This window comes from uncultured Campylobacter sp. (assembly GCF_938031315.1).
GTDB lineage: Bacteria > Campylobacterota > Campylobacteria > Campylobacterales > Campylobacteraceae > Campylobacter_B.
Genome location: NZ_CALHHT010000390.1, coordinates 1 through 3730 on the forward strand (window position 1 = coordinate 1; position 3730 = coordinate 3730).

The 3730-nt window shown below is 39.9% G+C and carries 3 protein-coding genes; all 3 read left to right on the plus strand.

The features are described from left to right. The coding region (locus tag Q0236_RS09715; protein ID WP_297917247.1) for an ankyrin repeat domain-containing protein at window positions 1-1277 on the plus strand (1277 nt) is incomplete at its 5' end. 155 nt (window positions 1278-1432) lie between these two features. Beyond that, window positions 1433-2758, plus strand: a complete 1326-nt coding sequence (locus tag Q0236_RS09720) for an aminotransferase class V-fold PLP-dependent enzyme (RefSeq protein WP_297917248.1) — start codon at window positions 1433-1435, stop codon at window positions 2756-2758. Window positions 2759-2814: 56 nt separating this feature from the next. Beyond that, window positions 2815-3730 (plus strand): hypothetical protein (locus Q0236_RS09725; RefSeq protein WP_297917249.1); only part of this gene is annotated, 916 nt, incomplete at its 3' end.

The window sequence follows — 3730 nt, forward strand, 5'->3', positions numbered from 1 at the left end:
AAAGTTTTGCATTTCGCTACTGGGATATAGATTATAATTCAAACCCAAAAAACGTATTTAAAGAACCTGCCATAGACGTAGAGCTAAAAAGGCTTTTAAAAAGCAAGCAAACTGATGAAATTTTAAAATTTATGAAAGATAACAATCTAACCGTCGAGCATACTATGCACGGAGGGGTAACGCCAGTGATGTATTCTAGCTTTTGGAATGATACAAATACCACTCAAGAGCTTATAAAGCTAGGTGCGGATATACATAAAAAAGACGAATACAAGCTATCCGCTATGGCTTATGCGATAGAAAATAATGCTACTAAAACGGTAAGACTGCTTTTAGACAACGGCGTTAAATTTGAAGAAGTTAAAATGGTGCAGGGCTATATAGTTTGCCCTAGATATTCTGACGACACCGAAATCATAGTTGGCAACAATATAGATATAAAATTACGTACTGAGTGTCTAATCAATCATGATCACTCAAAAGATCCTGTTTATCCATTAAACTATGCAATATATAGTAATTTGATAGAAATTGCCGATATGATGCTACAAAGAGGTATGAAACCGAAAGCATATGAAGGTCCTTTGTATTATTTAAGTGAGAACGGCGTTTCGTTTAAACAAAAGGAAATATTTAAAAAATCTATTTATACTTTTCTTCCGCGGGATATGATGTATAAAGATAAATTAGAATTATTAATAAAATATAATATAGATGGTCTACCGAGTCAAGATGATATTGTTACGGCTTATAGAAATTGTTTGGATAGTTTAGCTGGATCTATAAAAAAGAAAGAATCTTACATAAATCATATGAATGATTACTGCTATGGAGAAAAGATTTTAGAATCATACGATTGGGCTCTTCGAGGCAGGTGGGAAGTTAAAAATAACGAAGAAAAAGATAAAGGAACGGATAGATACTGGAAAGAAAAAGATTTTATAAAATTTTTCGGTTATATGCCAAACGATAAAAAATGTAGCAAGCTAGAACCGGATATTAAAATATTAAATTTCTATAATATGAAAATAGATAGATATAAAGCTCTTTGCGGCAATGGGCTAAGCAATGAAGAGATTTTGCAAAAAAGCAGCCTAAAAGATAAAAATAGTACTGAGGCATTCGATATTGAGACATTTTTTAAATATTTAAATTTTGAGGAAATGCTAGAGGAAGCGAAAGTGAAAATTCTACATAACGGCGAGAAAATAGATATAAAAGATTATGCCGAAATTCTAAGACAAGAAGTGGCTAAAAAACTAGATAGTAATCAATAAATTTGAAAGAGTAAAACTATATAGCATCAGAAATTAAGTAATATAGTGGGCAAAGCTTTTCTAAATTCTCATTAAAATTCCTTCCTGCCTGGCGTAAAGCTTTAAATTAATCCAAATTTCACTATAATTAATCACTTAAATTTTAAAGGTCGCAAATGCTAAGCTTAGACGAAATTCGAAAAAATATCATCCTAAAACCGGGCGTGCACTATTTTGATTTCGCGGCTTCGGGGCTTGCTTATGAGCCCGTAGAGCGCGAGATAGGCGAAATTTTAAAAACCTACGCCAACACCCACTCCGACAGTAGCTCCAGCGCTATCATCACGCAGCGGCGCTACGAGGGCGCGCGAGAGAGTCTAAAAAAGCTACTTGGGCTTGACGAGCGGTTTTGTCTCATCGCCTGCGGGCAGGGCGCGACGGCCGCGATCAAGAAATTTCAGGAGATACTTGGCATCTATCTGCCGCCTGCGACCAGAAGCGCGATCGGCGAGGCGAATTTACGCGCTGTGCAGCTTCCGCTCGTGCTCGTTTCGCCATACGAACACCACTCAAACGAGCTTAGCTTTCGCGAGGGGCTTTGCGACTACCTGCGCGTGCCGCTTAGCGAGGGCGGCGAGATCGATCTGCTAGCACTCGAGCGCATCTTGAAGCTAAATGCGGGACGCCGCATCATCGGCTCGTTTAGCGCCGCCTCAAACGTCACGGGCGTCGTTAGCGACTATAAAAAGATCAGCGAGCTAATCAGAGCCGCGGGCGGCATCGTCGCCTTTGACTGCGCGGCGCTGAGCTCGCACGCAAATTTAGACTGCGATCATTTCGACGCGATTTTTCTCTCGCCCCATAAGCTACTCGGCGGACCTGCTAGCTGCGGGCTTTTGGCGATCAAAAAAGAGCTGCTCGGTAGCGACGTGCCGACATTTGCCGCGGGCGGGACGGTCGCTTATGCTAACCGCGAAGGGCACGTATTTTTGAAAAACCCCGAGCAGCTGGAGGAGGGCGGTACGCCGCCTATCACCGGGCTCATGCGGGCAAATTTGGCCTACGCGCTGCGAAACGAAGTCGGTTTTGAGAGGATAAAAAGTGCCGAGGACGAGCTCGCGCGGTTTTTTGAGAGCGAGCTAGCAGGCATTGACGAGATCATAAATTACGCTCCAAAGGGCGCGCCGCGGCTGCCGATATTTTCCTTTAACGTGCGCGGCGTATCGGCGTATGATTTCGCCGCGAGCCTTAGCAACGATTTCGGTATCCAGACGCGCGCGGGCGTGATGTGCGCGGGGCCGTACGCTCACGATCTGCTGGGTATCAAGGAGGGGCGCATGCCCGAGAGCAAGCCCGGCTTCGTGCGCGTGAGCCTGCACTACACGCACACCGAGCAAGACGTGCGTTATCTGGTAGGCGCGATAAAATCCTGCATCAAAAAGCACCGCGAGCTCTGGGGCGAGGAAAAGGCGATGTACGAGATGTTCGGCGGGAAGATTTAGCCTTATGATAGTGGTTAATTAGAAACAAAATAAATAAATTTAAAGAGGCGCAACTAATGAAAATTCAAATAATATCTTACTCCACAATATTTAAAATAAATGATCCGCATATATCTCAGACCATTAGTGCTTTTGATCGTCCGAGAAGCTTTGATGAGTTTGATCTAAATATTATAGATTTAAATAGTCCTAACTTATGGAGCTTCAACTCAGAATACCAAAAGTGCACTGAGGCCGTATATCACCTTAAGACATTAAAAGAAATTATGAGAAACTCAAAAAGAGGTATATTTATCATAATAATGCCTGCAAATATAAAGGTATCAGTGCATTATTCTGAATGTTATACTAATCAAACCGTTGTAATTAAAGATATTCTCAAACAAGTCGATCAAGAATTGTCTACATTAGCTTTGTCTAATATAAAGTTAAGATATGAAATAAGCACAACGACCATAAACGAACGAAATTTTTATTCCGATTTTATATTTGACAACGTGGAAGAAGAGACCATTAAATGGTCAAATGGAGGTAAGAGCACAATAGTAAAGCATAATGAAAGGCTATACTCGACTACTCTTTTGATTAAAAACACAACCAATGATTTAGAAATTTTAATATCATTTATTGTTTCTAGATTTAAAAAATCCGATGTTCCTGATTGGTTTAATAGTTTGGAATACTTTGATGATGCTGCGTTAAAAAATAAACGTAGTGAATTATTGAATATGTATCGGCAAATTAAAGATATAGATAGGCGAATTGACAAAAATAATAAATTCAAATCAATCCTATATTCAAATGGGGATGAGTTAGTTGGTGTGGTAAAGGAAATTTTGGTAGATATTTTTAAGTTGCCAGACAGTCATTTTACAGATGTGAAAAAAGAAGATTTTAGATTCGAATGTGGAGATATTAACTTTATAGTAGAAATAAAAGGGATAAATACAAATGTCAAAGATGGCAATATAG

Excerpts from the sequence above, each read along its gene's own strand:
- Q0236_RS09720 (WP_297917248.1), top strand. The coding sequence starts at position 1,433 with ATGCTAAGCTTAGACGAAATTCGAAAAAATATCATCCTAAAACCGGGC.